We start from the raw sequence: 25,793 nt of genomic DNA, 5'->3' as shown, positions 1-25,793 counted from the left end.
TTTTGTGAACTGCAAATGTCAGCGCTGAACCACGCGCATCTGCTTGCCGCCCGGTTCTTTCGGCAGCATCCGCTTGGCAACCACGTAATGCTGTTCCCAGTACGGTTTGTTCAGCGTATCGATGCTCACCGCTTTGCCGCGGCGCGGCGCATGGATGAAACGGTCGTTGCCCAGGTAGATGGCAACGTGATTGACCCGACGGCTCTTGATGTTGAAGAAAATCAGGTCGCCCGGCTTCAGATCCTTGCGCTCGACTTTCTCGCCGTGACCGCTGGCCATGGCATTGGAGGTGCGCGGCAGGTCGAACGTGGCGTCGTTGAACGCGTATTTCACCAGGCCGCTGCAGTCGAAGCCTTTGCTCGGGCTGCTGCCGCCCCAACGGTAAGGTGTACCGAGGACGTTAACCGCGCGGCTGAGGACGTTGCTGCTTTCCTTGTTCGCCATCGCGGGAACCAGCTTGCCGTGACTCTTGCTGGCGAGCGTGGTGTGTTTCGTTTGCTTGCCTTTGTTCGAGGGAGCAGAGGCATGGGATTTGGGGGTGAAGCCGTTGACGTTGGGAAGACGTTGCTCACGATTGGTGGCGTGGGCGGCCAGTGGCATTAATAGGCAAATGGTTAGCCATGTCTTGAAAAATGGACGCATAGGCAGGGCTCGTATAGGTTAGCGCGCAACTTTATAACAGCTTTTTTGTCCCTTCCGAGGCCGTTGGTCGATTCAAAAGGCGGGCAACGGAACCAAACAAGCGGCAAATTTCCGCAATTGTCGGACAGAAGTCAGGTGCCACAAGGCTTTGACGGACCACAAGGTAGCATTTGCCGTACGTCGGCTTCCTGTAAAAAAGTCACAAAGAATTAAAGAAAATTTATCTATTGCGTGAATCGAGGTCTTCATGAACCGCTATCAACTGCCCCAGGTAAAGGAAAAGGACACCCATAGCAAGGTGATCGGTTACTTGTTGTGGATCTTCGGTTTTACCGGATCCCACCGCTTCTATTACGGCAAACCGGTGACCGGCACGATCTGGTTTTTCACCTTCGGACTGTTGGGGATCGGCTGGCTGATCGACGTGTTCCTGATCCCGGCGATGGATCGGGAAGCGGATCTGCGGTTTGCGGCGGGGCCGATCGAATACAACGTGGCGTGGATTCTCCTGACGTTCCTTGGCGCGTTCGGCGTGCACCGGATGTATCAGGGCAAGTGGATCAGCGGGGTGGTGTATCTGTTGACTGGCGGGTTGTTCTTTCTGGGAGTGCTGTATGACTTCTGGACACTGAATGATCAGGTGTCGGTGCGTAATGCCGAGGGGCGGGGCACCTTCCAGTAAGCAATGGCGAGGGAGCACGCTTCCTCGCCATTTTTTCAGGCCTGGTGAGTGATCCGGCCATCCACCAGGGTGTAGCGCACGACACCCGGCAGACTATGGCCGATGAACGGGCAGTTTTCGCCCTTCGACAGCCAGGTCTCGCCGGCCACGGTCGAGGCCTTCGGATCGAACAGCACGATATCCGCTGCACCGCCCACCGCCAGTTTGCCCGCCGGCAGGCGCAGGGCGTCGGCCGGGCCGGCGCTCAGGCGCGCGAGCAGGGTCGGCAGGTCCAGCAGGCCGTCTTCGACCAGCGTCATCGCCAGCGGCAGCAACAGTTCGACGCTGCTGATGCCCGGTTCGGTCGCGCCGAACGGTGCCAGTTTGGCGTCGCGCTCGTGGGGCTGGTGGTGGCTGGAGATCGCCGAGATCACTCCGGACTTCACCGCTTCACGCAGACCGTCGCGGTCGGCGCGGGTGCGCAGCGGCGGTTGTACGTGATACAGGCTGCTGAAGTCGATCAGCGCTTCATCCGTCAGGATCAACTGATACAGGGCGACATCCGCCGTGACTTTCAGGCCGCGGGCCTGGGCCTGTGCGATCAGGGCTGCACCACGGGCACTGGTGAGCTGGCTGAAGTGTGCGCGCACACCGGTCTGTTCCACCAGCAGCAGATCCCGGGCCAGGGCCACGGTTTCGGCGGTTTCCGGGATACCCGGCAGGCCGAGGAAACTGGCGGTGGCGCCTTCGTGGGCCAGGCCGCCGTCGGCCAGGTCATGATCCTGGGAGTTGAAAATCACCGTCAGGTCAAAGGTCGCCGCGTAGTCCAGCGCCCGGCACAGGGTACGGGTGTTGCGGAAGCTCTCAAGACCGTTGCCGAACGCCACGCAACCGGCGTCGCGCAGGGCTGCCAGCTCGGCCAGTTGTTCGCCGTCCAGGCCTTTGCTCAGGGCCCCGATCGGGAACACCTTGGTGTTGCCGGCCTCGCGGGCGCGGTCGAGGATCAGCTCGGCCACGGCGGAGGTGTCGAGCACCGGTTTTGTCTTCGGTGGGCAGCACAGGCTGGTCACGCCGCCGGCTGCCGCTGCACGGGTTTCGCTGGCGATGCTGCCCTTGCGGCTGTAACCCGGCTCGCGCAGGGCGACGTTCAGGTCGACGAGGCCTGGAGCGGCGACAAGGCCTTGGGCATCAATGGTTTCCACGGCGCTGAAACCGGCCGGGGCAGCGCCGAGGGCGACGATCTTGCAGGCTTCAACGTGAATATCGGTGATTTGATCCAGGCCGCTGGCTGGATCGATGACGCGGGCGCCGAGAATGCTGAGCTTCACTGGGCGTTCTCCTGCTCGAATTGGCGCTGCGCGGTTTGTCCGCTCATGGCCATGGACAGCACGGCCATACGAATCGCGATGCCGTAAGTGACTTGATTGAGGATCACCGAGTGCGGGCCGTCGGCGACTGCCGACTCGATCTCCACGCCACGGTTGATCGGTCCCGGGTGCATGACGATGCAATCGGGTTTGGCGCCGGCCAGGCGCGCGGTGGTCAGGCCGAACAGGCGGTAGAACTCGCCCTCGCTCGGCAGCAGGCCGCCGGTCATGCGCTCGCGCTGCAGGCGCAGCATGATCACCACGTCGACGTCTTTCAGGCCTTCGGTCATGTCGGTGTAGACCTTCACGCCGTACTGCTCGATGCCGATCGGCAGCAGGGTTTTCGGCGCGATTACGCGGATGTCCTGGCAGCCGAGGGTCTTCAGGGCGAGCATGTTCGAGCGCGCCACCCGCGAGTGCAGGATGTCGCCGACGATGGCCACCGAAAGGTTCTCGAAGCCGCCCTTGTGGCGGCGGATGGTCAGCATGTCGAGCATGCCCTGGGTCGGGTGGGCGTGGCGGCCGTCGCCGCCGTTGATGATCGCCACCTGCGGGCAGACGTGCTCGGCGATGAAGTGCGCAGCGCCCGAGTCACCGTGGCGCACGACGAACATGTCGGCAGCCATGGCTTCGAGGTTGCGCAGGGTGTCGAGCAGGGTTTCGCCCTTGCTGGCCGACGAGGTCGACACGTTGAGGGTGATCACGTCCGCCGACAGCCGTTGGGCCGCCAGTTCGAAGGTGGTGCGGGTGCGGGTGGAGTTTTCGAAGAACACGTTGCACACGGTCTTGCCGCGCAGCAGCGGGACCTTCTTCACGGCCCGGGCACCGACTTCGAGGAACGAGTCGGCGGTGTCGAGGATTTCCGTCAGCAACTCGCGGCGCAGGCCGTCGAGCGAGAGGAAGTGTCGCAGCTGGCCCTGATCATTGAGCTGCAGCGGGCGCTTGGTATCTAGAGGCGTCATCGCGAAGGGGACTCTCAATAGGGCGGATTAAAGGGCAAGGTCTTGCAGTTCGAGGGCCAGCTCCGGACCGGACAGCTTGACCCGCTCGTGGGCGGCGAGCGACAGCGTCGCGCCGACCACGTTCGGGCGGATCGGCAGTTCGCCGGCGTCCAGATCCAGCAGGCAGACCAGCGTCACGCTGGCCGGACGGCCATAGTCGAACAGTTCGTTCATGGCGGCGCGGATGGTCCGGCCGCTCATCAGTACGTCGTCGATCAGCACCAGATGCTGACCTTCGATTTCGAAGGGCAGGGCGGACGGGCGCACTTGCGGGTGCAGGCCGTTCTGGCTGAAATCGTCGCGGTAGAAGGAAACATCCAGCGTGCCCAGTGGCGCGTCGCTGCCCAGCTCGGCGAGCAGGGCCTGGGCGACCCAGACGCCGCCGGTGCGGATGCCGATGTAACGCGGTTCGCTGATATTGCGCTGGGCAAGGTGCGCCTTGAGGCGGGTCGCCATCTGGCTGATCAGATCGGCGGGATTGGGCAGGCTCATGGTTGCTCCTTCTCGGGGCCGAGCCGGTTCTCGCGAACCGGAGCTCGGGTTGTAGCCAAAAGAAAAGCGCCGTAGCGCTTGTCAGGATTCAAACAGTGCGGTGTTTTCGTCGAGCCAGCCCTGCAACAGCAGGGCGGCGGCGATGGCGTCCACCGGGTTGTCGCGGTAACTGCCTTTCTGCCCGCCGCGCACCAGTCGTTCGCCCTTGGCTTCGAAGGTCGTCAGGCGCTCGTCATGGGTGTAGAAGGGCAGGTTGTAGCGGCCGTTGAGGCGGCGGGCGAATTTCTCGGCGCGGGCGCACATCTCGCTGGGCGTGCCATCCATGTTCAGCGGCAGGCCGACCACCACGGCATCGGGCTTCCATTCCTTTATAAGGGCTTCGACCTGGTTCCAGTCCGGAACGCCGTTCTGTGCCTTCAAGGTGCACAGTTCGCGAGCCTGGCCGGTGATCACCTGGCCGACCGCCACGCCGATCTGTTTGGTGCCGTAGTCGAAGCCGAGGATCAGGCGCAGGGCCATCAGGCGTGCCCTGCCTGGCTGGTCAGCAGGCTGAGGTTTATTCCCAGGTGCCTGGCCGCTGCTTCCAGACGCAGTTCACTGCGGGTGTTGAACAGGATGTCGGCGTCGTACGGGCAGGTCAGCCAGGCGTTGTCGGCCAGTTCGGCTTCCAGTTGCCCGGCTTCCCAACCGGCGTAACCGAGGGTGATCAGGCTTTTTGCCGGGCCGACACCGTCCGCGATGGCGAACAGTACGTCCTGGGATGTCGACAGTGCCAGTTCGCCGTCCAGCTCGACGGTGGCCTGGAAGGTCTTGCCTGCTGGATGCAGGACGAAACCTCGATCGGTCTGCACCGGACCGCCGATGAAGATCGGTACATGCTGGCACAGCGCTGGCGGATCGATGTCCGGGCGCAATTGCTCAAGGATATCGGCCAGATTCAGTTCTTGCGGTCGGTTGACCACCAGCCCCATGGCCCCATTGGCCGTGTGCTCGACGATGTAGGTCAAGGTGTGGGCAAAGTTCGGGTCGGCCATGTGTGGCATGGCGATCAGGAAGTGATGCTTGAGGTAGCTGGGGCTGACGTTTTTCATGTGCGGTAGTGTGGCGTTCGGGGGGCGAACTGACAAGCTGGAGATGCAAGCAACACATCGATCCATCGTGGGAGCGAGCCTGCTCGCTCCCACAGGGGTTCTGCGGGGGTCAGTTACTGGAGAGCCGGTCGCCCCGGGCGAATTTCCAGGTGCGGATGATTTCCAGCCGGTCGATGTCCGACAGGTCCCCGGTAAACGGTGCAAACGGTGCGGCCAGACGCACGATGCGCTGCGCCGCCTGATCCAGCAGCGGCTGACCGGAAGATTCCAGCACCAGCACTTCATACAGCGAGCCGTCGCGGTTGATCGACACCATCAGGCGCAAGTTGCCGTAAATCTGCTGGCGCCGGGCTTCTTCGGGGTAATTGAGGTTGCCGATGCGCTCGACCTTCTTGCGCCATTCGTCCTTGTACCAGGCGCCCTTGTCGCGCATGGTCGAGGCCGCGCTCAGGCGGTGGATGCGCGGACGCTTGGCGTACAACTGTTGTTCGTTGGCCAGCTCGGCTTCGAGGCTGGCGATGTCGCTGGAAAGCTGCGAGCTGTCGAAAGTCGGGGCGTCGACCGTGGGTCTGGTCTCGGTCTTGGCTTCTTCTTTCTTGGTCGGCGCCTTTTTCGGCTTCGGCGCGACGGTGGTCACCGCCGCCTTGGGCGCGGCTTCCTGCACCTGCGGTTTGGCGGCCGGCGGCGGCGTGACTTTCTTGACCTGATTGTCCTGGAACGGCGCGACCTCAGTGGTCTTGGGGATCGCCTTCTTGTCGAGGGTGCCGCTGCCTTCCTGGTTTTCCTGGGCGAGGAAATCGGCCTTCGCCGGCTTCTTTTCGCTCTTGAAGGTGGCGAGGGTGATTTCCAGGGTTTTGCTGATCTGCCGGGGCTCGACCATGGTGAAACCCACGCCGAGCAGCAGCGCCAAGTGGATCAGCGCCGCGAGAAACAGGGTAAATCCGAGGCGATCGACCGGGCGCACGCCACGGTGGGCGAGTTCAGCGGGCAGATCGGACGGAAGTGTCATGACAAGAAAACCAACATCGCGTTTTTCACAGGCCGCGCATGATAACGCAATGTTGGTTTCACGCCTTGGGCTTCAAGCATCAAGCGACAGGCTGCATGTGATGTACATCAACCTTGCAGCTTTTTCTCGATGGCATCCATCAGCATCCCGCCGATGTCGGTGCCGAAGGCATTGTCGATCTCGCGAATGCAGGTCGGGCTGGTGACGTTGATTTCGGTCAGGTGCTCGCCGATCACGTCGAGACCGACGAACAGCAGGCCTTTCTCGCGCAAGGTCGGGCCGACCTGGGCGGCGATCCAGCGATCCTTGTCGGTCAACGGACGGGCTTCGCCACGACCGCCGGCGGCGAGGTTGCCACGGGTTTCGCCCAGGGCCGGAATCCGCGCCAGGCAGTAATCCACCGGCTCGCCGTCGATCATCAGGATGCGCTTGTCACCGTCGACGATGGCCGGCAGGTAAGCCTGGATCATGATCTGCTGTTTGCCGTGCAGGGTCAGGGTTTCGAGAATCACCGACAGGTTCGGATGACCGGCGGTATGACGGAAGATCGACGAACCGCCCATGCCGTCCAGCGGCTTGAGGATCACGTCACCGTGATGGTCGGCGAATTCGCGCAACACGTCCGGCCGACGGCTGACGATGGTCGGCGGCGTGCACTGCGGGAACAGGGTGGCGAACAGTTTTTCATTGCAGTCGCGCAGGCTCTGCGGCTTGTTGACCACCAGCACCCCGGCGGCTTCGGCCTGTTCGAGCAGGTAGGTGGAGTAGACGAACTCCATGTCGAACGGTGGGTCCTTGCGCATCAGGATCACGTTCAGGTCGCTGAGCAGGGCGTCCTGTTCGGCACCCAGTTCGAACCATTTTTCCGGGTTGGCGAAGACCTTCAACGGCTTCATCCGTGCCCGGGCCTGACCTTCAGCCTGATAAAGGTCCTTCTGCTCCATGTAGAACAGTTCCCAGCCGCGCTTCTGCGCCGCCAGCAGCATGGCCAGCGAGCTATCCTTTTTATAGGAAATGCTGGCGATAGGGTCCATGACAATCCCGACGCGAACGCTCATTGGGTTTTCCTCGAAAATTGGCTACCGGATCGGTATGAAAAAAGTGCCGCCAGAGTGGCTCCGGGCGGGTTTGCGGTCAAGGAAAAACCCGTCGATAGATTGCGTCAGGAGACTGTGCTAAAAAGGCTGCCAGCTGCACTGGCCCTTGAACAACAAGGGTTTGCAGCCATCACTCATCGCAAAACGGACAAATTGATTCGCAAAGGCGACGGTAGAGCCCCCTTATGGAACAGCAGTCCAGCGCCTTGAAGGTCATGGTGATCGACGACTCGAAAACGATTCGTCGCACTGCCGAGACCCTGCTGAAAAATGCAGGGTGCGAAGTCATCACCGCAATCGACGGTTTCGACGCCTTGGCGAAGATCGCCGACCACCACCCCGGGATCATTTTTGTCGACATCATGATGCCGCGTCTGGATGGTTATCAGACCTGCGCTTTAATCAAGAACAACAGTGCCTTCAAGGCCACGCCGGTGATCATGCTGTCGTCCCGCGACGGGCTGTTCGACAAGGCCAAGGGGCGGATTGTCGGCTCCGATCAATTTTTGACCAAGCCTTTCAGCAAGGAAGAACTGCTCGACGCGATTGCGGCCCATGTTCCGGGCTTTGCCGCTGATTTGCCGCAGTAAGACACGCACGGTGACGCTCGGCCAGCGGGCCCGGTGTCGACAAGAAAAAAATGGGGAAGACCATGGCACGTATTCTGATCGTCGATGATTCGCCGACCGAAATGTACAAACTGACCGGCATGCTGGAAAAGCACGGCCATGAAGTGTTGAAAGCCGAAAACGGCGCCGACGGCGTGGCCCTGGCCCGTCAGGAAAAACCCGATGCCGTGTTGATGGACATCGTCATGCCCGGCCTCAACGGTTTCCAGGCGACCCGTCAACTGACCAAGGACGCTGAAACCAGCCACATCCCGGTCATCATCATCACCACCAAGGATCAGGAAACCGACAAGGTCTGGGGGACTCGCCAGGGCGCCAGGGATTACCTGACCAAGCCGGTCGAGGAAGACATGCTGATCAAGACCCTGAACGGCGTGCTGGCCGGTTGATCGCGCCGTCATGAGCGAGTCGCTGACCGCGTTCGAACTGTTGTGGCAGATCGATCAGCGCTGTCGCCTGCTGGCGGCAGACCTGCCGTCGCAACCGGCGCGCCAGGATCGCTGGAGCGGCATCGGCTTTCGCCTCGGCGAGCACTGGTACGTCGCGCCGATGGGCGAAGTCAGCGAAGTCCTGCCCGAACCGCGTTTCACCCCGATGCCGGGGGTGAAGCCCTGGGTCAAGGGTGTGGCCAATCTGCGCGGGCGGTTGTTGCCGATTCTCGATCTGTGCGGGTTCTTCGGGCATGAGCTGTCGCCGATGCGCAAGCAGCGGCGGGTCCTGGTGGTGGAGCATCGGGACGTTTTCGCCGGCGTGCTGGTCGATGAGGTCTTCGGTCTGCAGCATTTCGAGCAGGACAGTTTCGAACCCCTCTCGATCAGGAAGCGACAGGGCTCCAAGGGCGAGTTCGTCAAAGGGTATTTTCGGCGTGAGCAGAACTGGCGGGTGTTCAGCCTGTTTGCGCTGGCGCAGTCACCGAGTTTCATGCACGTCGCGGTTTAACAGGCGAGGACCGATGATCAAAGCAAAAACCAGCAAGCCCGCAGAAGGCTCGCGCAGCCGCTCGCAGATCATCGTGCTGTTCATCGCGCTGATCGTGTTCATCATGCTGCTGTTCGCCAACTTCGCTTACCTCAACACCCAGGCCAATTACGACAAACAGTACATCGGCCACGCCGGCGAGCTGCGGGTGCTGTCGCAGCGGATCGCCAAGAACGCCACTGAAGCCGCCGCCGGCAAGGCTGCCGCGTTCAAGTTGCTCAGTGATGCGCGCAACGATTTCGCCCAGCGCTGGGGTTACCTGAAGAAGGGCGACCCGGTCACCGGGCTGCCGCCGGCACCGTCTACCGTACGTCCGGAAATGCGCGCTGTGCAGCTGGACTGGGAACGCCTGCTGAAAAACACCGACGCCATCCTCTCCAGCGAACAGACCGTACTGTCCCTGCATCAGGTGGCCGCGACCCTCGCCGAAACCGTTCCGCAGTTGCAGATCGAATACGAGAAAGTCGTCGAGATCCTTTTGCAGCGCGGCGCCCCGGCGGCGCAGGTAGCGATGGCCCAGCGTCAGTCGCTGCTGGCCGAGCGGATTCTCGGCGCAGTGAATACCGTGCTCTCCGGCGACGAAAACTCGCAGCAGGCCGCCGATGCCTTCGGCCGTGACGCCACGCGTTTCGGCCAGGTGCTCAACGGCATGCTGCAAGGCAACCCGACGCTGAAGATCAGCCAGGTCGAGGATCGCGACGCCCGTGCCCGCCTGAGCGAGATTTCCGAGCTGTTCCAGTTCGTTTCGGGCTCGGTGGATGAAATCCTCGAAACCTCGCCGGAGCTGTTCAAGGTCCGCGAGTCCGCCACCAATATCTTCAGCCTGTCGCAGACCCTGCTCGACGAAGCCTCGCACCTGGCCACCGGATTCGAGAACCTCGCCGGCGGGCGCAGCACCGATACCATCGGCGGCTACGTGCTGGGGTTGCTGGCGCTTGCGTCGATCATCCTGATCGGTATGGTCATGGTCCGGGAAACCAACCGTCAGTTGCGCGAGACCGCCGAGAAGAACGAGCGCAACCAGAACGCGATCATGCGCCTGCTCGATGAAATCGAAGACCTCGCCGACGGCGACCTGACCGTGACCGCTTCGGTGACCGAAGACTTCACCGGAACCATCGCCGACTCGATCAACTACTCCGTCGACCAATTGCGTGATCTGGTGGCGACCATCAACCTCACCGCCGGCCAGGTCGCCGCAGCGGTGCAGGAAACCCAGGCAACCGCCATGCACCTGGCCCAGGCCTCGGAACATCAGGCTCAGCAGATTTCCGAAGCCTCGACCGCGATCAACGACATGGCCCAGTCCATCGATCAGGTGTCGGCCAACGCCGCCGAATCCTCGGCGGTGGCCGAGCGTTCGGTGGAAATCGCCAACAAGGGCAACGAGGTGGTGCACAACACCATCCACGGCATGGACAACATCCGCGAACAGATCCAGGACACCGCCAAACGCATCAAGCGCCTGGGCGAGTCGTCCCAGGAAATCGGCGACATCGTCAGCCTGATCGACGACATTGCCGACCAGACCAACATCCTCGCGCTCAACGCGGCGATCCAGGCGTCGATGGCCGGTGATGCCGGGCGCGGTTTTGCGGTGGTTGCCGATGAAGTTCAGCGACTGGCGGAACGTTCGTCTGCCGCGACCCGGCAGATCGAGACGCTGGTGCGGGCGATCCAGACCGACACCAACGAAGCCGTGATTTCCATGGAACAGACCACCACCGAAGTGGTGCGCGGCGCGCGGCTGGCGCAGGATGCCGGTGTGGCCCTGGAAGAAATCGAAGGCGTGTCCAAGACCCTGGCGGCGCTGATCCAGAGCATTTCCAACGCGGCGCAGCAGCAGACGTCTTCGGCCGGGCAGATTTCCCTGACGATGAACGTGATCCAGCAGATCACCTCGCAGACGTCGTCCGGCTCCACGGCCACTGCCGAAAGCATCGGTAACCTGGCGAAAATGGCCAGTCAGTTGCGGCGTTCGGTATCCGGGTTCACCTTGCCGGCGGCGGCAGCACCCGCTACGGGCAAGGCGTGAGGCCGGCAGGCGCGATCATGTCGAGCGGAGTGGTTATGGGTGACCGGCACGACTACGTGGCCCTCGAATGGATCAAGGGCGAAATTGCCGAAACGCTGAAGCAGGCGCATCAGGCCATCGAAGCCGTGCTCGACGATCCGCAGTCGGTGCCCGGGCTGGACGAGTGCCTGGCGTGCATCCATCAGGTTCACGGCAGTCTGCAGATGGTCGAGTTCTACGGTGCGGCACTGCTCGCCGAGGAAATGGAGCATCTGGTCGAAGCCCTGCAGAACGACCGCGTCAGTCACCGCGATGAAGCCTTGCATCTGCTGTTGCAGGCCTTCGGCCAATTGCCGGCCTACCTCGAGCGCGTACAAGGCGCCCGCCGTGATTTGCCGCTGGTGGTGCTGCCGTTGATCAACGATCTGCGCAGCGCCCGGGGCGAAAGCCTGTTGTCCGAGACCAGCCTGTTCAGTCCGCAATTGCCGGAACTGGCACCGCTGAGCCGGCAGGCGCTGGCCCTGCTGGAACCTGCTGAACTGTCCAACGTGCTGCGCAAGTTGCGGCAGATGTTGCAGATGGCATTGGCGGGATTGCTGCGCGAGCAGGACGATCAGACTCACCTCGGTTACCTCGGCAAGGTTTTCGCTCGCCTGGAAGCCTTGAGCGGCGAGGCTCCATTGAGCCCGTTGTGGCAGGTCGCCTCGGCACTGGTCGAAGGCATGCGCGAAGGCCGGATCGCCAACAGCCCGGCCTTGCGCAGCCTGTTCAAGGACGCCGACAAGGAACTCAAGCGCCTGCTCGAACAAGGCATGGCCGGCCTCAACCAGCCACCGCCTCCCGAGCTGTTGAAAAGCCTGCTGTTCTACATTGCCAAAGCCGAACATCCCACCGGGCAGATGCTGACCATGAAAGATCGCTACTCCCTGGACGACGCGTTGCCTGACAGCGCGATGGTCGACGAAGAACGCGCCCGCCTGGCCGGGCCTGACCGCGATGCCATGCGCTCGGTGCTCGCGGCGTTGTGCGAAGAACTGGTGCGGGTCAAGGAACGTCTCGACCTGTTCGTACGCAGCGACCGCCAGCACGCCTCGGACCTGGACAGCCTGCTGGCGCCGCTGCGGCAGATCGCCGATACCCTGGCGGTGCTCGGTTTCGGTCAGCCGCGCAGGGTCATCATCGATCAACTGGCGGTGGTGCTCAGTCTTGCCCAGGGCCAGCGCGAGCCGAACGACGCCACACTGATGGACGTGGCCGGTGCCTTGCTTTACGTCGAGGCGACCCTGGCCGGTATGGTCGGCACGGTGGAACCGGAGAGCCCGGAAGACTCGCGCCTGCCGACCACCGACCTGACGCAGATCCATCAGATTGTGATCAAGGAGGCGCGCATCTGCCTGCAGCAGGCCAAGGACATGATCGTCGACTACATCGACGCCGATTGGGATCGCCAGCAACTGCAAGACTTGCCGGCGCTGTTGACCCAGGTGCGCGGTGCGCTGGCAATGATCCCGCTGGCCCGTGCGGCCGGCCTGCTGGAAGCCTGCAACGGTTTCATCCGCGAGCATCTGCTGCTCGACCCGCACGAGCCGGGCTGGCAACAACTGGACAACCTCGCCGATGTCATCACCGGTATCGAGTATTACCTCGAACGCCTGAGCGACGATCCGCTGGCCTCCGGCGAGCCATTGCTGGACGTCGCGCAGAAAAGCCTGGCGCGTCTCGGCTACTTTCCTGACGAGCCGAGTGAGCAGCATGTGCCCGTGCTCGACGACGTGCTCAGCCCCGGCGAAGCGCTGGTGATGCAGGACCTGCAGGAACTCGATGACCCCGCCATCGTGAAGTCGCTGGCCGACGTGCTGGCCAGTCCGGTCTCGGCGGTCAACCCGCCGGCACTGACCACGCCTGGCAGCCTGTTGCCGCCGCCGCCCGATGAAGAGCCGGTGGACGACGAATTGCGTGAAGTGTTCCTCGAAGAGACCGAGGAAGTGCTCGATGTCCTGCGCGACTACCTGCCGCGCTGGACCGCCGATCCGCAGGACCGCGCAGCGTTGAGTGAACTGCGCCGGGCATTCCATACCCTCAAGGGCAGCGGGCGCATGGTCCGGGCACTGGTGCTCGGCGAGCTGGCCTGGGCCGTGGAGAACCTGCTCAACCGGGTGCTGGAACACAGCGTCGAGCCTGGCCCGGCCGTGCAACAGTTACTGACTGATACGTTGCTGGTGCTGCCGGACCTGATCGCCGAGTTCGCCATCAACGGTCAACGTCAGCGCCAGGATGTCGATCACCTGGCGGCGCGGGCTCACGCCCTGGCCAGGGGCGATGTGCCGTTGCCCGCCGAGGACGTGGAAGACGTAGCGGCACTCGATCCGCTGTTGCTGGAGATTTTCCGCAACGAGGCCGAAACCCACCTCGCCAGCCTCAACCGCTTCCTCGATCAGGCCGCCGAGCATGTACCGCTGCAGGCCAGCGATGAACTGCAGCGAGCGCTGCACACGCTCAAGGGCAGCGCCTCGATGGCCGGTGTCGTGCCGATTGCCGAACTGGCGGCGCCGCTGGACAAACTGGCCCGGGAGTTCAAGGCCCATCAACTGGCGCTGGACCTGGACGAAGTTGAATTGCTGCTGGAGGCCGAAGGTCTGTTCCGTGTCGGCCTGCGCCAGCTCAAGCACGATCCGCTGGCGCCGATTGTCGGTGCGCAGTCGCTGATCAAGCGGACTGAAACCCTGCTGGGCGAACGTCTCGAATCCATCCTCAACGCGCCGAACGACAGCCTGCGGGTCAAGCGCGATCCGCAACTGATCAACAACTTTCTGGCTCAGGGCATGGACATCCTGCTCGACGCCGAAAACCTCTTGCAGCGCTGGCAGCAACATCCCGGCGAGCGCCAGGAGCTCAGTGCGTTGCTGGATGAGCTGACGACCCTCGGCGAGGCTGCGCACCTGGCGGATCTGTTGCCGGTGGATGTGCTGTGCGAAGCCTTGCTCGACCTGTATGGCGCCGTGGAAGAAAGCAGCCTGGCGGTCAGCGAACGGTTCTTTCTTGAGGCCCAGCACGCCCACGAAGCGCTGATCAACATGCTCGACGAACTGGCCGCCGGCCAGGAAATCACCCCGCAACCCCAGCGTATCCGTGCACTGCACGAACTGCTGGACGAAAGCCTCGACCCGTCGGCCATGGGCCTGATCCGCAGTGACGGCAGTCGTACCCTGAGCATTCATGAGCTGGGCAGTGCTACCGCCGAGCTGCAAAAGAACAACGGCGGAACCGGCGCGGATGACGAGATCGTCGAGATCTTCCTCGAAGAGGCGGTGGATATTCTCGATAGCGCCGGACAAGCCTTGCAGCGCTGGTTGCATGACCCGGAAAACGGCGCGCCGCTGTCATCGCTGCAACGTGACCTGCACACCCTCAAGGGCGGTGCACGAATGGCCGAGGTCGAGGCCGTCGGCGATCTGGCCCGGGAGCTGGAAAACCTTTACGAAGGTCTGGTAGATCGCCGCTACAGCCACAGCGACGCCTTGGGCCGACTGTTGTTGCAGAGCCATGAACGCCTGGCGTTGTACCTCGATCAACTGCATGACCAGCAGCCGCTGAAGCCGGCGCAAGCGCTGATCGATGCGATCCGTCAGTTCCGTCAGGGCCACTCAGGCGCTTGCGAGACGCCGCCGGAGGCCGCCAGCCGTGACGGCGCCGGACACGACCCGGAACTGCTGGACATCTTCCTCGAAGAAGGTTTCGACATCATCGAAAACTCCGGCGCCGCGCTGTTGCGCTGGCAGGCCGAACCCGGCAACCGCCAGGAAGTGGAAACCCTGCTGCGCGATTTGCACACGCTCAAGGGCGGTGCACGGATGGTGGAAGTCGGCCCCATCGGCGACCTCGCCCATGAATTGGAATACCTGTACGAAAGCCTGTCCTCCGGCACCCTGCAAAGCAGCGCCGAACTGTTTGCCCTGTTGCAGCGCGGCCATGACCGCCTGGCGCAGATGCTCGATGCTGTGCGTGCGGGGCAGCCATGCCCGCCGGCGGATCGGCTGATCGGCGCGATCCAGAACTTCAGCCATCCGGTGCCGGTGGAAACGCCCGCGCCGATTTTACCGGCGCCGGTGAAGAGCGAGCCTGCCGCGCCCGCGGCCGAGGCCGGCGCGGACATGGTCAAGGTCTCCGCCGAGTTGCTCGACGAGCTGGTCAACCTTGCCGGGGAAACCTCGATTTTCCGTGGGCGCATCGAGCAGCAGGTCAGCGATGCGCACATCGCCCTGAACGAGATGGAAACCACCCTCGAGCGCATGCGTGATCAGTTGCGCCGCCTCGACACAGAAACCCAGGGGCGGATTCTCAGCCGTCAGCAAGTGGACGCCGAGCGCCTGGGCTACGAAGAGTTCGACCCGCTGGAAATGGATCGACACTCGCAGTTGCAGCAGTTGTCCCGGGCGCTGTCCGAATCTGCCTCCGACCTGCTCGATCTCAAGGAAACCCTCGACCGCCGTACTCACGACGCCGAGAACCTGTTGCAGCAGCAGGGCCGGATCAATACCGAGTTGCAGGAAGGCCTGATGCGCACGCGCATGGTACCGTTCGAGCGCATGTTGCCGCGGCTCAAGCGCATCGTCCGTCAGGTCGCCGAAGAACTGGACAAGGACGTGGCGTTTACCGTGGGCAACGCCGAAGGCGAGATGGATCGCAACGTGCTTGAGCGCATGGCCGCGCCGCTGGAGCACATGCTGCGCAATGCCGTCGACCACGGTCTGGAACCTGCCGATGTGCGCCTTGCGGCGGGCAAACCGGCGCAAGGTCAAATCTCCCTCGATCTGACCCGCGAGGGCAGCGACATCGTTTTCGACATCCGTGACGACGGCGCCGGGGTGCCGCTGGACGCGGTGCGGCGCAAGGCGATCAAGCGCGGATTGCTGGCGCCTGACGCGCAGATCAGTGATCGCGATGTGTTGCAGTTCATTCTTCAGCCGGGTTTTTCCACCGCCGAGAAAATCACCCAGATTTCCGGACGTGGCGTGGGCATGGACGTGGTCCATGAAGAAGTGCGGCAACTGGGCGGCACCATGAGCATCGACTCGGTGCCGGGGCGCGGTGTGCATTTCCGTATCCGCCTGCCGTTCACCGTCTCGGTCAACCGCGCACTGATGGTGCAATGTGGCGAGGATCAGTACGCCATTCCGCTGAACACCATCGACGGCATCGTCCGTGTCTTGCCGAATGAACTGGACGGGTATTTCCGCCTTGATCCACCGACTTACGAATACGGTGGTCAGCGTTATGAACTGGTTTATCTGGGCGAATTGCTGAAAACCGCGCCACGGCCGAAACTGCTCGGCCAGAGCCTGCCGCTGCCGGTATTGCTGGTGCAGTGCAACGACCGGCACATCGCGGTCCAGGTCGACGCCATGGCCGGCACCCGGGAAATCGTGGTCAAGAGCCTCGGCCCGCAGTTCGCGGCGGTGCAGGGCGTGTCCGGGGCGACGATCCTCGGCGATGGCCGGGTGGTGCTGATTCTCGATCTGCTGGCGCCGATCCGCGCAATGCAGGCACGGTTGCCGCAGCGTCCGGCCGGTCATGAGATCGACAGCGAACCGCAGAAACCGCTGCTGGTGCTGGTGGTCGACGACTCGGTGACCGTACGCAAGGTCACCAGCCGTCTGCTCGAACGCCATGGCATGAACGTACTCACCGCCAAGGACGGAGTCGATGCAATGTTGCTGCTGGAAGACCACATGCCGGATCTGATGCTGCTCGACATCGAAATGCCGCGCATGGACGGCTTCGAAGTGGCGACCCGGGTACGCCAGGATGAGCGCCTGCAGCACCTGCCGATCATCATGATTACCTCGCGCACCGGCCAGAAACACCGCGATCGCGCCATGGCCATTGGCGTCAACGACTATCTTGGCAAGCCGTACCAGGAATCGGTGCTGCTCGAAAGCATTGCCCGTTGGAGCAAAAAACATGCATGAGCGGCCTCGCAACCCACATGGCAGCCAGCTCACGGGACTGCTGCTGCCGCTGGCTGATCGCAACCTGATCCTGCCCAATGTGGCCGTCGCCGAGCTGATCGACTACCAGGCCAGCGCCTTCGACCTCGATACGCCGCCGTGGTATCTGGGCCGGGTGACCTGGCGTGAACGGCAGATTCCACTGCTGAGTTTCGAGTCGGCGTGCGGCAACAAGATCGTCATCGGCGAACGGGCGCGGATCGTCATCCTCAACGCCCTCGGCGGATTGCCGAACCTGCGCTTCATCGCCTTGCTGGTGCAGGGGATTCCGCGCTCGTACAAGCTCGACAGCCAGTTGAGTTACGTCGACGTGCCGTTGTGCGCGCTGGAGCAGGCGGCAGTGCAGGTCGGGGAGCAGGTGGCGAAGGTGCCGGATTTGCTGGGGTTGGAGAAGTTGTTGGTGGATGCGGGGCTTGTCCACTGATCGTTACGCTGACCGTAACGGTTCGCCACCGCGCTTGATTGATGCCCCTCGATCACACTCCTAAGGTAGCTCCACGACAGCGAACCCCGTGGAGTGAGCATGACAACAACAATATCCCCCGACTCGCGCTGGACGCGGCGGCGCGACGAGAAGCAGCGGCGCCTCGACAAGGTGCGCGGGCTGGCCGACGGTGCGGTGTTGCCCACCGACCGGATCGTCGCGGCGCTTGAAGCGTTGATCCTGCCCGGTGATCGTGTGGTGCTGGAGGGCAACAACCAGAAGCAGGCGGATTTCCTCTCCCGTGCGCTGGCCAAGGCCGATCCCGAGACGCTGCACGACCTGCACATGATCATGCCCAGCGTCGGGCGCTCCGAGCATCTCGATCTGTTCGAACGCGGCATTGCCCGCAAGCTCGATTTCTCCTTTGCCGGCACCCAGAGCCTGCGCATCAGCCAGTTGCTCGAAGACGGCCTGCTGGAAGTCGGCGCGATCCACACCTACATCGAACTCTACGCTCGGCTGGTGGTGGACCTGATCCCCAACGTCGTGCTCTCGGCCGGATTCATGGCCGACCGGGCCGGCAACATCTATACCGGCCCGAGCACCGAAGACACCCCGGCACTGATCGAACCGGCCGCGTTCAGCGACGGCATTGTCATCGTTCAGGTCAATCAACTGGTGGACGACGTCAGCGAACTGCCCCGGGTGGACATTCCGGCATCGTGGGTGGATTTCGTGGTGGTGGCGGACAAGCCGTTCTACATCGAGCCGCTGTTCACTCGCGACCCGCGTCACATCAAACCTGTGCATGTGCTGATGGCGATGATGGCGATTCGCGGGATCTACGAAAAACACAACGTGCAGTCGCTGAACCACGGCATCGGTTTCAACACCGCCGCCATCGAATTGATCCTGCCGACCTACGGCGAATCCCTCGGTCTGAAGGGCAAGATCTGCCGCAACTGGACGTTGAACCCGCACCCGACTTTGATCCCGGCCATCGAAAGCGGCTGGGTGGAAAGCGTGCATTGCTTCGGCACTGAGCTGGGGATGGAAAACTACATCGCCGCCCGGCCGGACGTTTTCTTTACCGGACATGACGGCTCGCTGCGCTCCAACCGGATGTTCTGCCAACTGGCCGGGCAATACGCGGTGGACCTGTTCATCGGCGCGACCCTGCAAGTCGATGGCGATGGTCATTCCTCCACCGTCACTCGTGGCCGACTCGCCGGTTTCGGCGGCGCGCCGAACATGGGTCACGACCCGCGCGGCCGTCGTCACGGCACCCCGGCGTGGCTCGACATGCGCCATGACGATTCGCAACAGCCGATGCTCGAACGCGGCAAGAAACTCGTGGTGCAGATGGTCGAGACCTTCCAGGAGGGCGGCAAACCGACCTTCGTCGAAACCCTCGATGCAGTTGAGGTGGCAAAGAAAAGCGGCATGCCGCTGGCGCCGATCATGATCTACGGCGACGACGTCACTCACCTGCTGACCGAAGAAGGCATCGCCTACCTGTACAAGGCGCGCTCGCTGGAAGAGCGTCAGGCAATGATCGCGGCGGTGGCCGGCGTCACTGCCATCGGCCTGCGCCACCACCCGAAGGACACCGAACGCATGCGCCGCGAAGGGCTGATTGCCTTGCCCGAAGACCTCGGCATTCGCCGTACCGACGCCACCCGCGAGTGGCTGGCGGCGAAGAGCGTGGCCGATCTGGTCGAGTGGTCCGGCGGCCTCTACAACCCGCCCGCCAGGTTCAGGAGTTGGTAATGCACGCACTCAATCTGCAACCGAAAAACATTACCCTCGCAGATCGCCTGGCGGATCTGGCCGTGGATGCGCTGATCGACGAAGCCGACCTGTCACCGAAACCGGCGCTGGTCGACCGACGCGGCAATGGTGCGCACACCGATCTGCACCTGGGATTGATGCATGCCTCGGCACTGGCGCTGTGGCCGGCGTTCAAGGAAATGGCCGAGGCTGTACTCGAGTTCGGCGAGATCGGCTTGCCGTTGCGCGAAGCCATCGGCCGCATCGGACGGGAAGGCGAGCAAGCGATGCTCGCCACCACCCACGGCGTAAACACCCATCGCGGAGCGATCTGGGCGTTGGGCCTTCTGGTCACGGCCGCCGCGCTGGAAACGAAATCCACCGGCGCCAGCGCCGTCACCTTGCGCGCCGCACGTCTGGCGTTGCTCGATGATGGTCATGCACCGCGCCCGCTGAGCCACGGCGCGCAAGTCGCGCAACGTTATGGCGCTCGCGGTGCCCGGGAAGAAGCGCAACTCGGCTTCCCGTCGGTAGTGCAACGTGGCCTGCCGCAGCTCAAGCGCAGCCGCGCCGCCGGCCATGGCGAACAGAACGCCCGACTGGATGCCTTGCTGGCGATCATGACCAACCTCGCCGACACCTGCGTGCTGTACCGCGCCGGCGAGCGGGGTCTGCAGGCGATGCAGCACGGTGCCCGTGCCGTACTCAATGCCGGTGGCAGCGCCAGCCTCACCGGTCGCCGCCGCCTGCACGAACTGGATCAACAACTCATCGCATTGAATGCCTCGCCCGGTGGCGCCGCCGACTTGCTCGCCGCCACGCTGTTGCTCGACCGGATCGAGCGCGACGGCATCCTTCAGGGAGCGTTTTGATGGAAACCTTATCCTTTGAATTCCCCGCCGGGCAGCCGCCACGGGGGCGGGCGCTGGTGGGCTGTGTCGGCTCGGGCGATCTGGAAGTGCTGATCGAACCGGGTCTGGCCGGCAAGCTGACGATCAACGTGCAGACCTCGGTCAACGGTGCGCAGCAGCGCTGGCAGCATCTGTTTGCGCGAATGTTCGACGGCACCACACCGCCGGCGATGGCTATCGATATCCACGATTTCGGCGCGACACCGGGTGTGGTGCGCCTGCGTCTGGAACAAGGCTTCGAGGAGATCGGCCATGACTGACACCTCGGCGCTTCTGCACAAACATTCGTTCGTCGAACTCGGCGCCCGACAACGGGCGAAAGCCTTGCTCGATACCGGCACGTTCCGCGAACTGCTCGACCCGTTTCAACGCGTCATGTCGCCATGGCTGGTACGTCAGGGAGTGGTGCCGCAGGCCGATGACGGCGTGGTGATCGCCAAGGGCAGCGTCGGCGGTTTGCCGGTGGTGATCGCCGCAATCGAGGGGGCGTTTCAGGGTGGCAGTCTCGGTGAGGTCGGTGGCGCGAAGATTGCCGGCGCGCTGGAACTGGCTGCCGAGGACAACCGCAAAGGCATCCCGACCCGCGGCATCCTGCTGTTGGAAACCGGCGGCGTGCGCTTGCAGGAAGCCAACCTCGGTCTGGCGGCGATTGCCGACATCCATGCGGCGATTGTCGATCTGCAGCAGTACCAACCGGTGGTTGGTGTGGTGGCCGGCAGCGTCGGCTGCTTTGGTGGCATGTCGATTGCCGCCGCACTGTGCAGCTATTTGCTGGTGACCCAGGAAGCACGCCTCGGCCTCAACGGCCCGCAGGTGATCGAGCAGGAAGCCGGGATCGAGGAATACGACTCCCGCGACCGGCCCTTCATCTGGAGCCTGACCGGTGGCGAGCAACGGTTTGCCAGCGGTCTGGTGGATCGTTATGTCGCCGATGACGTGGCGCAGATTCGTCGACAGGTCGGCGAGTTGTTGCAACAAGGCTTGCCGAATCAACCGCGCAGCCAACGGGCCGAATGGTTCCTGCAACGGTTGACGGACCTGGACACTGACAAGCAGATCGAGCCGTCGGTGGTTCGTGATCTGTATCGAGGAGAGCGCTCATGAGTGGTTATTCCGTGCGCGGTTTGAACTGGTTCAACGCCTTGAGCGCCGGGGCGAATGCCGTGGAAGGTTTGCCGCCCTCGCTGAAGGTCGCCGACGGGCCACTCGGGCGTTTTATCGCCGTGGTTGCCGACCCGCAAAACCGTTTCCCTCGCGCTCGCAACGGCGAAGTCGGATTGCTGGAGGGTTGGGGATTGGCCAAAGCAGTGGATGATGCAATCACCGCCGATCAGGGCAACACGCAAAAGCGCCCCTTGATCGCCATCGTCGATGTGCCAAGCCAGGCCTACGGTCGTCGCGAAGAAGCCCTCGGCATTCATCAGGCCCTGGCCGGCGCGGCGGGAGCCTACGCCCGAGCGCGTCTGGCCGGGCATCCGGTGATTGCACTGCTGGTGGGCAAGGCCATGTCCGGGGCGTTTCTCGCTCACGGGTACCAGGCCAACCGTTTGATCGCCCTGCGTGATCCGGGGGTGATGGTGCATGCGATGGGCAAGGCGTCGGCGGCGCGGGTCACCTTGCGCAGCGTCGAAGAACTGGAGGCCCTGGCGGCCAGCGTGCCGCCGATGGCCTACGACATCGACAGCTACGCCAGCCTTGGATTGCTCTGGGAAACCCTGTCGGTGCAGCAGATCGATCAGCCGACGGTGGAGGACCTGGCGCGGGTGACCGAATGCCTGAAACAGGCCATCGGCGATATTGGCGCGACGGATTTGAGCAGTCGTCTCGGCGCAAAAAATCGCGAAGCCTCCAGCCGCGTGCGTGAACTGCTGAGGGCGCAGTGGTGAACATGCCACTGGCCCACGATCTGCTGTGGGGCATGACGCCGGCGCACCTGCCGGCGGATGCGCCGCTGTGGGCGATTGACTCGCTTGCAGCCGGGCAACCGGTGGTGGTGCGGCGTGCCGTGAGCGCTGAAGGTCGGGTGGCGGTGGGTGTGCGTGGAGTTTTGCGCGAGCAGCGGCTGGCGGCGTTCATGGCGAGCGATTCGATTGCTTGCCAGGTCAGCCCGGAAGCCCTTTGTCATGTCGAGAGCGAGCGTGATCTGCCGGTCATGCAGGCGCTGCGGCAACTGCGACCGGTGCTCGATGATTGCGGTTGGATCTGGGGTGTCAGTGGCAGTGCAGGGTTTGAATTGGCCAGCGGGTTTGCGGCGATGCACGTGAACAGTGATCTCGATCTCATCCTGCGGACACCGCAGCTCATCACCCGTAATCAGGCCCGCCAACTGGTGGCGGTTTTCGACCAGGCGATTTGTCGAGTGGATATGCAATTGCAGACACCGTTCGGCGCGGTAGCCCTGCGCGAATGGGCCGGAAACGCTTCGCGGGTGCTGCTGAAAAACGATTGTGAAGCTCGTCTGGTCAGCGACCCGTGGAACCCCCAGGAGCAGGCCGCGTGAGCAGTCTGCTGGTGTTTCCCGGTCAGGGCGCGCAGCAGCCCGGCATGCTCCGGCGTTTGCCTGGGGAAACGTTGATCGAGGCCAGCGATTGGCTCGGTGAGGATGTCTTGCGGCTGGACTCCAGCGAAGCGTTGCGCAGCACCCGGGCGGTTCAGCTCTGCCTGCTGATCGCCGGCGTCGCGGCTTCGCGGCAGTTGTTGCAGGACGGACTCACCGCCGATTACGTCGCCGGCCTGTCCATCGGTGCGTATCCGGCAGCGGTGGTCGCTGGCGCGTTGAGCTTCAGCGATGCGCTGCATCTGGTCAGCCTGCGCGGGGAGTTGATGCAACAGGCTTATCCACAGGGCTTCGGCATGACCGCGATCATCGGTCTGCAATTATCCACAGTCGAAACGCTGCTGGCGCAGGTGCACAGCGCAGATTCACCGGTGTACCTGGCCAATATCAACGCCGATAACCAGGTGGTGATTGCCGGCAGCGACAAGGCGATGCAGGCCGTTGCCGAGCTAGCGCGCAGTCATGGCGCCGGGGTGGCGAAACGTCTGGCGGTCAGCGTGCCGTCGCACTGCCCGTTGCTGGATGAGCCTGCGCAAACCCTCGCCGAAGCGTTCGCCAGCGTGGAATTGAAAACACCGAAAATCGCTTACCTGAGCGGCAGTCGCGCAAGGCCTGTGACCAAGGTAGAAGCGCTGCGCGACGACCTCGCCTTCAATATGTGCCGCGTGGTGGACTGGCGCGGCACCGTGCAAAGCGCCTATGAGCGCGGCGTGCGACTACAGATCGAACTGCCGCCCGGTGCGGTACTGACCGGGCTGGCGCGCCGGGTGTTCGAGCAGGGGACTGTCATGGCCTTCGACAGTGCCCGGCTCGATACCCTGCAGGCGCTGTTGCGTGAAGAGGAGGGCCGCCGACCCTAGACCACTCAGGCTTCGAACAACAAAAACAACATTCGACGATGCACTTTGAGGACGACAACAATGATTATTTACGGTGTGGCGCTGCTGGCGATCTGTACGCTGGCAGGAGTGATCATGGGTGACCTGCTTGGCGTGTTGCTGGGGGTCAAATCCAACGTCGGCGGGGTCGGCATAGCCATGATCCTGTTGATCTGCGCGCGGCTGTGGATGCACAAACGCGGCGGCATGACCAAGGACTGCGAGATGGGCGTCGGCTTCTGGGGCGCCATGTACATTCCGGTGGTGGTGGCGATGGCCGCGCAACAGAACGTCGTCACCGCCCTGCACGGCGGCCCGGTGGCGGTGCTGGCGGCAATCGGTTCGGTGGTGGTCTGCGGCTGCACCATTGCCCTGATCAGCCGTACCTACAAGGGCGAGCCATTGCCCGACGAGCCGGCGGACATCTCCCCGGTCGGCACACCGGCAGGAGGTCGCTGATATGTGGGATCTCATTGAAAAAGGTCTGGAGCATAACGGTCTGATCACCGCCTTCGCCTTTGTCGGCGTGATCATGTGGGTGTCGGTAATCCTCTCCAGACGACTGACGTTCGGGCGGATTCACGGTTCGGCGATTGCCATCGTCATCGGCCTGGTGCTGGCGTGGGTGGGTGGCACCATGACCGGCGGGCAGAAAGGCCTGGCGGATCTGTCGCTGTTCTCCGGCATCGGTCTGATGGGCGGCGCGATGCTGCGGGACTTCGCCATCGTCGCTACCGCGTTCGAGGTGCAGGCCACCGAGGCGAAGAAGGCCGGGATGATCGGAGCGCTCGCGCTGCTGCTGGGCACTATCCTGCCGTTCATTGTCGGCGCATGCATGGCCTGGGCCTTCGGTTATCGCGATGCGGTGAGCATGACCACGATCGGCGCGGGCGCCGTGACCTATATCGTCGGCCCCGTGACCGGTGCGGCGATTGGCGCGACCTCGGATGTGATGGCGCTGTCGATTGCCACCGGGCTGATCAAGGCGATTCTGGTGATGGTCGGCACGCCCGTGGCAGCGCGCTGGATGGGCCTGGATAACCCGCGTTCGGCGATGGTGTTTGGCGGGCTGGCGGGGACGGTGAGTGGTGTGACGGCGGGGCTGGCGGCGACGGATCGGCGGTTGGTGCCTTATGGGGCGTTGACGGCTACTTTCCACACCGGGCTCGGGTGCCTGCTTGGGCCTTCGTTGCTGTTCTTCATCGTGCGCGGGATTGTGGGCTAGGTCCGGATTTTGAGTTGTCTGGGCTGACGCTTTCGCGAGCAGGCTCGCTCCCACATTCGGAATGCATTTCCCTGTGGGAGCGAGCCTGCTCGCGAAGGGCGCCACTGGGTGTCAGGTCTGGCGATTGGCATACATCCGACATTCCGCCAGCAACGCCAGCAGATTCGGATCCCGCTCCTTGGCCTTCAAAAACACCACGCCGATGTGCTGCTGCAACCGGTACTTTTCCTGCAACGGGATCAGTTTCACCCGGTTCTCGTACACCGCCGCAATCCTGCCCGGCAGCAACGCATAACCGACCCCGGAGCTGACCATGCTCAGCAGGGTGAAGATATCGTTGACCTGCATCGCCACCTTCGGCTCGAAACCCGCTTGCCTGAACACCCGGATGCCGTCCTGATGGGTGGCGAAGCCTTGGGTGAGGGTGATGAAGGTTTCGTCGCGCACTTCGGCCAGGTCCACTTCGCTGTGTTGGGCGAAGCGGGAATCGGCGGGAGTGGCGAGGAAGATGTCGTCGGAAAACAGTGGAATCTGCTCGCAGTCCGGATCGTTGACGGTGTCGTCCAGCGACACCAGGATCGCGTCGACTTCCATGTTTTTCAGTTTATAGAGCAGGTCGATGTTCGAACCGAGGATCAGGTCGATGTTGAGTTCGCTGCGGCGGATCTTCAGGCCCATGATCAACTGCGGCACGGTCTTCACCGTCAGCGAATACAGCGAGCCGAGCTTGAAGCGTTCGGCCGAAAAACCGGCGGCTTCGCGGGTCAGGCGTACGCTTTCGACCACATCCTGAATCAGCTTCTGCGCCCGCTCTTCGAGCACGTAGGCACTCTCCAGCGGCGTCAGGTTGCGGCCTTCGTGCTTGAACAGCGGGCAGCGCAGGGCGCTTTCCAGCGAATGGATCGCGCGGTGCACGCTGACGTTGCTGGTCTGCAGCTCGGCGGCGGCGCGGGCGAGGTTGCCGGTGCGCATGAAGGCGAGGAACACCTCGAGTTTCTTAAGGGTCAATTCTTCGTCGATCAGCATGGCGCGGACTCTT

At 63.2% G+C, this 25,793-nt stretch carries 25 protein-coding genes; 16 read left to right on the top strand and 9 right to left on the bottom strand.

Annotation, left to right across the window (positions count from 1 at the left end; translation table 11 throughout):
* Positions 1–18: 18 nt before the first annotated feature.
* The gene (locus tag ACK6BI_RS01785; protein WP_409315777.1) at positions 19–642 is read right to left on the bottom strand and encodes a C40 family peptidase; all 624 of its coding nucleotides are present in this window, start codon (positions 640–642) and stop codon (positions 19–21) included.
* Between the two features lie 247 nt (positions 643–889).
* Here ACK6BI_RS01785 and ACK6BI_RS01780 point away from each other — a divergent pair, with 247 nt between their 5' ends.
* Complete coding sequence (locus ACK6BI_RS01780) at positions 890–1,324, top strand: TM2 domain-containing protein (RefSeq protein WP_260521370.1); 435 nt, start codon at positions 890–892, stop codon at positions 1,322–1,324.
* 35 nt (positions 1,325–1,359) lie between these two features.
* Here ACK6BI_RS01780 and ACK6BI_RS01775 read toward each other — a convergent pair whose 3' ends face one another.
* From ACK6BI_RS01775 to gshB, 7 genes are all read right to left on the bottom strand, one after another.
* Positions 1,360–2,631 (bottom strand): dihydroorotase, encoded by a 1,272-nt coding sequence (locus tag ACK6BI_RS01775; RefSeq protein WP_409315776.1) that lies wholly within the window; start codon positions 2,629–2,631, stop codon positions 1,360–1,362.
* Entirely contained in the window at positions 2,628–3,632 is a 1,005-nt protein-coding gene (locus ACK6BI_RS01770) for an aspartate carbamoyltransferase catalytic subunit (protein ID WP_108591854.1), read from the bottom strand. The genes ACK6BI_RS01775 and ACK6BI_RS01770 overlap by 4 nt, the downstream gene beginning before the upstream one ends.
* A 27-nt stretch (positions 3,633–3,659) precedes the next feature.
* Positions 3,660–4,163 (bottom strand): bifunctional pyr operon transcriptional regulator/uracil phosphoribosyltransferase PyrR, encoded by a 504-nt coding sequence (gene pyrR / locus ACK6BI_RS01765; RefSeq protein ID WP_011336369.1) that lies wholly within the window; start codon positions 4,161–4,163, stop codon positions 3,660–3,662.
* Positions 4,164–4,244: 81 nt separating this feature from the next.
* On the bottom strand, positions 4,245–4,682 hold the full coding sequence (gene ruvX, locus ACK6BI_RS01760; RefSeq protein WP_085709079.1) for a Holliday junction resolvase RuvX: 438 nt from the start codon (positions 4,680–4,682) through the stop codon (positions 4,245–4,247).
* Complete coding sequence (locus ACK6BI_RS01755; protein WP_409315775.1) at positions 4,682–5,254, bottom strand: YqgE/AlgH family protein; 573 nt, start codon at positions 5,252–5,254, stop codon at positions 4,682–4,684. Before ACK6BI_RS01755 ends, ruvX begins: the two co-directional genes overlap by 1 nt.
* Before the next feature lie 109 nt (positions 5,255–5,363).
* On the bottom strand, positions 5,364–6,263 hold the full coding sequence (locus tag ACK6BI_RS01750; protein ID WP_409315774.1) for an energy transducer TonB: 900 nt from the start codon (positions 6,261–6,263) through the stop codon (positions 5,364–5,366).
* A 107-nt stretch (positions 6,264–6,370) separates the two neighbouring features.
* Positions 6,371–7,321 carry a glutathione synthase gene (gene gshB, locus ACK6BI_RS01745; protein ID WP_065258975.1) on the bottom strand — a complete coding sequence of 317 codons (951 nt, stop codon included), beginning with the start codon at positions 7,319–7,321 and terminating at the stop codon, positions 6,371–6,373.
* Between the two features lie 224 nt (positions 7,322–7,545).
* Between gshB and pilG the strand changes: the two genes are divergently transcribed.
* From pilG to madM, 15 genes are all read left to right on the top strand, one after another.
* Positions 7,546–7,950 (top strand): twitching motility response regulator PilG, encoded by a 405-nt coding sequence (gene pilG, locus ACK6BI_RS01740; RefSeq protein WP_065258976.1) that lies wholly within the window; start codon positions 7,546–7,548, stop codon positions 7,948–7,950.
* 62 nt (positions 7,951–8,012) lie between these two features.
* Positions 8,013–8,378: a twitching motility response regulator PilH gene (pilH, locus tag ACK6BI_RS01735; protein WP_065258988.1), complete on the top strand. Its 366-nt coding sequence runs from the start codon at positions 8,013–8,015 to the stop codon at positions 8,376–8,378.
* A 10-nt stretch (positions 8,379–8,388) separates the two neighbouring features.
* The gene (locus ACK6BI_RS01730; RefSeq protein ID WP_065258977.1) at positions 8,389–8,928 is read left to right on the top strand and encodes a chemotaxis protein CheW; all 540 of its coding nucleotides are present in this window, start codon (positions 8,389–8,391) and stop codon (positions 8,926–8,928) included.
* 13 nt (positions 8,929–8,941) lie between these two features.
* Positions 8,942–11,002: a methyl-accepting chemotaxis protein gene (locus tag ACK6BI_RS01725; RefSeq protein ID WP_409315773.1), complete on the top strand. Its 2,061-nt coding sequence runs from the start codon at positions 8,942–8,944 to the stop codon at positions 11,000–11,002.
* A 35-nt stretch (positions 11,003–11,037) separates the two neighbouring features.
* Positions 11,038–16,950 (top strand): Hpt domain-containing protein, encoded by a 5,913-nt coding sequence (locus ACK6BI_RS01720; RefSeq protein WP_409315772.1) that lies wholly within the window; start codon positions 11,038–11,040, stop codon positions 16,948–16,950.
* The gene (locus ACK6BI_RS01715) at positions 16,943–17,413 is read left to right on the top strand and encodes a chemotaxis protein CheW (protein WP_409315771.1); all 471 of its coding nucleotides are present in this window, start codon (positions 16,943–16,945) and stop codon (positions 17,411–17,413) included. Before ACK6BI_RS01720 ends, ACK6BI_RS01715 begins: the two co-directional genes overlap by 8 nt.
* Positions 17,414–17,512: 99 nt before the next feature.
* A complete protein-coding gene (mdcA, locus tag ACK6BI_RS01710) occupies positions 17,513–19,183 on the top strand; it encodes a malonate decarboxylase subunit alpha (RefSeq protein ID WP_409315770.1) in 1,671 nt (556 codons plus the stop codon).
* Positions 19,183–20,055: a triphosphoribosyl-dephospho-CoA synthase gene (locus tag ACK6BI_RS01705; RefSeq protein ID WP_409315769.1), complete on the top strand. Its 873-nt coding sequence runs from the start codon at positions 19,183–19,185 to the stop codon at positions 20,053–20,055. Before mdcA ends, ACK6BI_RS01705 begins: the two co-directional genes overlap by 1 nt.
* Positions 20,055–20,354 (top strand): malonate decarboxylase subunit delta, encoded by a 300-nt coding sequence (locus ACK6BI_RS01700; RefSeq protein WP_003229075.1) that lies wholly within the window; start codon positions 20,055–20,057, stop codon positions 20,352–20,354. The genes ACK6BI_RS01705 and ACK6BI_RS01700 overlap by 1 nt, the downstream gene beginning before the upstream one ends.
* Entirely contained in the window at positions 20,347–21,198 is an 852-nt protein-coding gene (locus ACK6BI_RS01695; RefSeq protein ID WP_409315768.1) for a biotin-independent malonate decarboxylase subunit beta, read from the top strand. The genes ACK6BI_RS01700 and ACK6BI_RS01695 overlap by 8 nt, the downstream gene beginning before the upstream one ends.
* Positions 21,195–21,980, top strand: coding sequence for a biotin-independent malonate decarboxylase subunit gamma (gene mdcE / locus ACK6BI_RS01690; RefSeq protein ID WP_409315767.1), 786 nt, complete (start codon positions 21,195–21,197; stop codon positions 21,978–21,980). The genes ACK6BI_RS01695 and mdcE overlap by 4 nt, the downstream gene beginning before the upstream one ends.
* Positions 21,974–22,594 (top strand): malonate decarboxylase holo-ACP synthase, encoded by a 621-nt coding sequence (locus ACK6BI_RS01685; RefSeq protein ID WP_409315766.1) that lies wholly within the window; start codon positions 21,974–21,976, stop codon positions 22,592–22,594. The genes mdcE and ACK6BI_RS01685 overlap by 7 nt, the downstream gene beginning before the upstream one ends.
* Positions 22,591–23,511 carry a malonate decarboxylase subunit epsilon gene (gene mdcH / locus ACK6BI_RS01680; RefSeq protein ID WP_409315765.1) on the top strand — a complete coding sequence of 307 codons (921 nt, stop codon included), beginning with the start codon at positions 22,591–22,593 and terminating at the stop codon, positions 23,509–23,511. Before ACK6BI_RS01685 ends, mdcH begins: the two co-directional genes overlap by 4 nt.
* Before the next feature lie 60 nt (positions 23,512–23,571).
* The gene (gene madL, locus ACK6BI_RS01675; protein WP_409315764.1) at positions 23,572–23,988 is read left to right on the top strand and encodes a malonate transporter subunit MadL; all 417 of its coding nucleotides are present in this window, start codon (positions 23,572–23,574) and stop codon (positions 23,986–23,988) included.
* 1 nt (position 23,989) lies between these two features.
* Positions 23,990–24,754 carry a malonate transporter subunit MadM gene (madM, locus tag ACK6BI_RS01670; protein WP_409315763.1) on the top strand — a complete coding sequence of 255 codons (765 nt, stop codon included), beginning with the start codon at positions 23,990–23,992 and terminating at the stop codon, positions 24,752–24,754.
* A gap of 111 nt (positions 24,755–24,865) precedes the next feature.
* On the opposite strand, the gene ACK6BI_RS01665 is transcribed toward madM, so the two are convergent.
* Positions 24,866–25,780 carry a LysR substrate-binding domain-containing protein gene (locus tag ACK6BI_RS01665; RefSeq protein WP_409315762.1) on the bottom strand — a complete coding sequence of 305 codons (915 nt, stop codon included), beginning with the start codon at positions 25,778–25,780 and terminating at the stop codon, positions 24,866–24,868.
* Positions 25,781–25,793 lie beyond the last annotated feature (13 nt).

Source organism: Pseudomonas sp. KCJK9016 (genome assembly GCF_046231795.1).
Taxonomy (GTDB): Bacteria; Pseudomonadota; Gammaproteobacteria; order Pseudomonadales; family Pseudomonadaceae; genus Aquipseudomonas; species Aquipseudomonas bananamidigenes.
This window is presented reverse-complemented; position numbering and strand designations above follow the sequence as displayed.

Excerpts from the sequence above, each read along its gene's own strand:
- ACK6BI_RS01665 (WP_409315762.1), bottom strand. The coding sequence starts at position 25,780 with ATGCTGATCGACGAAGAATTGACCCTTAAGAAACTCGAGGTGTTCCTC.
- ACK6BI_RS01750 (WP_409315774.1), bottom strand. The coding sequence starts at position 6,263 with ATGACACTTCCGTCCGATCTGCCCGCTGAACTCGCCCACCGTGGCGTG.
- ACK6BI_RS01700 (WP_003229075.1), top strand. The coding sequence starts at position 20,055 with ATGGAAACCTTATCCTTTGAATTCCCCGCCGGGCAGCCGCCACGGGGG.
- pilH (WP_065258988.1), top strand. The coding sequence starts at position 8,013 with ATGGCACGTATTCTGATCGTCGATGATTCGCCGACCGAAATGTACAAA.
- ACK6BI_RS01715 (WP_409315771.1), top strand. The coding sequence starts at position 16,943 with ATGCATGAGCGGCCTCGCAACCCACATGGCAGCCAGCTCACGGGACTG.
- ACK6BI_RS01695 (WP_409315768.1), top strand. The coding sequence starts at position 20,347 with ATGACTGACACCTCGGCGCTTCTGCACAAACATTCGTTCGTCGAACTC.
- ACK6BI_RS01785 (WP_409315777.1), bottom strand. The coding sequence starts at position 642 with ATGCGTCCATTTTTCAAGACATGGCTAACCATTTGCCTATTAATGCCA.
- ACK6BI_RS01780 (WP_260521370.1), top strand. The coding sequence starts at position 890 with ATGAACCGCTATCAACTGCCCCAGGTAAAGGAAAAGGACACCCATAGC.
- ACK6BI_RS01720 (WP_409315772.1), top strand. The coding sequence starts at position 11,038 with ATGGGTGACCGGCACGACTACGTGGCCCTCGAATGGATCAAGGGCGAA.
- pilG (WP_065258976.1), top strand. The coding sequence starts at position 7,546 with ATGGAACAGCAGTCCAGCGCCTTGAAGGTCATGGTGATCGACGACTCG.
- pyrR (WP_011336369.1), bottom strand. The coding sequence starts at position 4,163 with ATGAGCCTGCCCAATCCCGCCGATCTGATCAGCCAGATGGCGACCCGC.
- ACK6BI_RS01725 (WP_409315773.1), top strand. The coding sequence starts at position 8,942 with ATGATCAAAGCAAAAACCAGCAAGCCCGCAGAAGGCTCGCGCAGCCGC.
- ACK6BI_RS01770 (WP_108591854.1), bottom strand. The coding sequence starts at position 3,632 with ATGACGCCTCTAGATACCAAGCGCCCGCTGCAGCTCAATGATCAGGGC.
- ACK6BI_RS01705 (WP_409315769.1), top strand. The coding sequence starts at position 19,183 with ATGCACGCACTCAATCTGCAACCGAAAAACATTACCCTCGCAGATCGC.
- gshB (WP_065258975.1), bottom strand. The coding sequence starts at position 7,321 with ATGAGCGTTCGCGTCGGGATTGTCATGGACCCTATCGCCAGCATTTCC.
- madM (WP_409315763.1), top strand. The coding sequence starts at position 23,990 with ATGTGGGATCTCATTGAAAAAGGTCTGGAGCATAACGGTCTGATCACC.
- ACK6BI_RS01755 (WP_409315775.1), bottom strand. The coding sequence starts at position 5,254 with ATGAAAAACGTCAGCCCCAGCTACCTCAAGCATCACTTCCTGATCGCC.
- mdcA (WP_409315770.1), top strand. The coding sequence starts at position 17,513 with ATGACAACAACAATATCCCCCGACTCGCGCTGGACGCGGCGGCGCGAC.
- mdcE (WP_409315767.1), top strand. The coding sequence starts at position 21,195 with ATGAGTGGTTATTCCGTGCGCGGTTTGAACTGGTTCAACGCCTTGAGC.
- madL (WP_409315764.1), top strand. The coding sequence starts at position 23,572 with ATGATTATTTACGGTGTGGCGCTGCTGGCGATCTGTACGCTGGCAGGA.
- ACK6BI_RS01730 (WP_065258977.1), top strand. The coding sequence starts at position 8,389 with ATGAGCGAGTCGCTGACCGCGTTCGAACTGTTGTGGCAGATCGATCAG.
- ruvX (WP_085709079.1), bottom strand. The coding sequence starts at position 4,682 with ATGGCCCTGCGCCTGATCCTCGGCTTCGACTACGGCACCAAACAGATC.